The organism is Sphingomonas sp., assembly GCF_013816785.1.
GTDB lineage: Bacteria > Pseudomonadota > Alphaproteobacteria > Sphingomonadales > Sphingomonadaceae > Sphingomicrobium.
This window is the reverse complement of sequence record NZ_JACDDV010000091.1, coordinates 1-2,817: the sequence shown is the minus strand read 5'-3', so window position 1 is coordinate 2,817 and position 2,817 is coordinate 1. Positions and strand designations below refer to the sequence as shown.

General features: G+C 63.8%; 3 protein-coding genes and 1 pseudogene. 1 reads left to right on the top strand and 3 read right to left on the bottom strand.

The window, feature by feature from the left end; translation table 11 throughout:
- Positions 1-745 (top strand): annotated as a pseudogene (locus H0W65_RS12095) (chemotaxis protein); the annotation flags it as partial.
- On the opposite strand, the gene H0W65_RS12090 reads toward H0W65_RS12095, so the two are convergent.
- From H0W65_RS12090 to H0W65_RS12080, 3 genes are all read right to left on the bottom strand, one after another.
- A complete protein-coding gene (locus H0W65_RS12090) occupies positions 742-1,584 on the bottom strand; it encodes a MoxR family ATPase (RefSeq protein ID WP_294007912.1) in 843 nt (280 codons plus the stop codon). The pseudogene H0W65_RS12095 and the gene H0W65_RS12090 sit on opposite strands and share 4 nt — an antisense overlap.
- Positions 1,585-1,616: 32 nt before the next feature.
- Positions 1,617-2,288, bottom strand: a complete 672-nt coding sequence (locus H0W65_RS12085) for a hypothetical protein (RefSeq protein ID WP_294007910.1) — start codon at positions 2,286-2,288, stop codon at positions 1,617-1,619.
- A 281-nt stretch (positions 2,289-2,569) separates the two neighbouring features.
- Positions 2,570-2,817 (bottom strand): PspC domain-containing protein (locus tag H0W65_RS12080; protein ID WP_294007908.1); only part of this gene is annotated, 248 nt, incomplete at its 5' end.

Here is a 2,817-nt window from a genome sequence, read left to right as displayed (position 1 = left end):
CCGCGAAGTGACCGAAATCGTGTCGATGGTCGACCGCCAGACCGAGGGCATCGCCCATTCTACCAGCCTCATCCAAACCAGCGTCGACCGGGTCAAGGCCGGCCTCAGCGAATTTGCCGGCGACGCTCGCGAGAACGGGGGGCAGTTGCTCAAGGTCGAATCGCGCCTGTCGCATCTCGAAATGCTGTCGAACACGATGCTCAACACGCTCGCCAATTCGGGCGCGGAGATCGACGACACGCCGATGATCCTCAAGGGTCAGGCGGAAATGCGCGACATCGCGGAGGTCGTCGAGCGCGGTATCGACCGCGGCGAAATCACGTTGGAGGAGGTGTTCGACCGCAACTATCGTGAGCGGCCAGGCAGCAATCCCAAACAGTTCGACACCAATTTCTGCGCCTTCGCCGACCGCCATGTGCAGCCGATCATCGACGCGGTGAAGGCGACCGATCACAACATCATCGGCACGACCATCGGCGATATCAACGGCCATCTGCCGACCCATCTTAGCGATCGCTCCCAGGCGCAGGGCGACGACCCGGTGTGGAACGACGCGCACTGCCGCAACCGCCGCATCCTGATCGACGATCAGACCCGCTTCGCACTGCAAAGCGACGAGCCGACGCTGATGACTTATCTAATGCAGCGAGGCGAGGAATCGATCGCCGTCAAGAACGTCTATATCCCGCTGTTCATCAAGGGCCGTCGCTGGGGCAACGTCGAACTCGCCTACCGCGATAGTTAGACTTTGCGCCGGGCCATGAAGGCCAGCCGCTCGAACAACATCACGTCCTGCTCATTCTTAAGCAGCGCGCCGTGGAGCGGCGGGATCGCCTTGGTCGGGTCGCGGTCTTGAAGAACTTCCAGCGGCATGTCCTCGTGGAGGATCAACTTCAGCCAGTCGAGCAATTCGCTGGTCGATGGCTTTTTCTTGATTCCGGGCACTTCGCGCACCTCGTAGAACAGGTCGAGCGCGCGGCTGACCAGCATCTTCTGGATGCCAGGGAAATGGACATCGACGATCTGGGTCATGGTGTCGCGGTCGGGGAAGCGAATGTAGTGGAAGAAGCAGCGGCGCAGGAAGGCGTCGGGTAGCTCCTTTTCGTTGTTCGAGGTGATCACCACGACCGGGCGCTCGGCCGCGCGGACCGTTTCGCCGGTTTCGTAAACGTGGAACTCCATCCGGTCGAGCTCTTGCAACAGGTCGTTGGGAAACTCGATGTCGGCCTTGTCGATCTCATCGATCAGCAGCACCGGCAGCACCGGCGCGGTGAACGCTTCCCACAGCTTGCCCTTGCGGATGTAGTTGGAAATTTCGTGGACACGCGAATCGCCGAGCTGGCCGTCGCGAAGCCGCGCCACCGCGTCATATTCGTAGAGGCCCTGGACGGCGCGGGTGGTCGACTTGATGTGCCATTCGATCAGCGGGGCGCCGAGCGCACCGGCGATTTCGTGCGCCAGCACGGTCTTGCCGGTGCCCGGCTCGCCTTTGACCAGGAGGGGGCGGCGCAGCTGGACCGCGGCATTGACCGCAACCTTGAGGTCGTCGGTCGCGACATAGTCGGAAGTGCCTTCGAAACGCATCGCGCTGCCCTACGGCGGAGCGGCATCAAGGTCTAGTCGTCGCCCCTCGCGGCGGCGCGGGCTTCGAGCAGGTCGAGCAGGCCACGGTTCTGGAGCAGCAGCTGCTCGCCGCCGAACCCCAAGGCCCGCTCGCTCGCCACGCCATCGGCGGCGTCGCCGATCACCCGGACGATCGACGCCTGGTCGGGCAGGACCATTGCCGGAACCATCATCCCCATTCGGGTAGCGGCGCGATCGAACAACGCGCGCACCGCCGGCCAATCGGCCATCAGCGCGGTTGCCGCGCCCAATGCGCAGCCGCACCGCTCGCTTTTCGCCAGCGTCTCGATCGCGTGGCGTTGCGCGACCAGGGTGGCTTCGGTTTCCGCCGCACCGGGGGTCGAGGGCAAAGGCCCGACCGCGGCGGTCAGGCGGACCAGATAGAGCCGCTCGCGCTCGTAGGCGTCGGACGCCTCGCGGAGCCAGCCGCGCACCGGCCCCGCGGGGCAAGCATTGAGGGCTAATTCGATCAATCCGGGGTGCCGGCCATAGAGCGAGCAGAACAGATGGACCATATCGGCCAGGTCGCGTGCGTGGGTCGTGCCGCTCGCGGTAAGCATGGCAAGGCGATAGGGATGGCCGGCCGACCCCTGGGTCTCGACCCGCGCTAGCTGCGCGTCGGCGGCGCCGGGCGCCTGCCGGTCGATTGCCTGATTGCTCGCCATCGAAGCCTTACTCCTGCCCATGCCTTGGTCCATGCCGGGAACTCTAGGACCGGCTTGTAACCCAAGGGCGTAAAGACAGGGTTTCCACGGCCTTCATCTTTTGGTCAGCGAAGTTAAGAAACGCGCCAAAGCGGGACACTTCGGCCTCAACCCGAGTGGTACTTTGGGTTGGCGGTCCGGAATGGACCCCGCACGGAGTGAACCCGCGCTGAGTTTTTGCGCTGCATGCCGTGATTTTTTAGGCGGCGAGGGACATCGATTGACCCGCCATCGCTGACGTTTCAACTGCCGCAATTTTCGGACACGAGACTCGGCGCGGAGGCGGTCTTGTTAGGCGCGGCGAAGCGCGAGATGGTAACGACGACGCCTAAGCCGAGATAGGCGGCGATGGTCGCCAACGGCTGGAAGAACAAGGGCGCGATCAGGGCGATGCGGAGCCAGTTGGGGTGGAAACCGAAATCCTCGCCGATCGCCTCGCACACGCCGAGGATGGTATTGTTGCGGAGGAGAAGATTTGGGACGGTAAGGT

Coding starts and splice junctions, on each gene's coding strand:
- H0W65_RS12090 (WP_294007912.1), bottom strand. CDS start 1,584: ATGCGTTTCGAAGGCACTTCCGACTATGTCGCGACCGACGACCTCAAG.
- H0W65_RS12085 (WP_294007910.1), bottom strand. CDS start 2,288: ATGGCGAGCAATCAGGCAATCGACCGGCAGGCGCCCGGCGCCGCCGAC.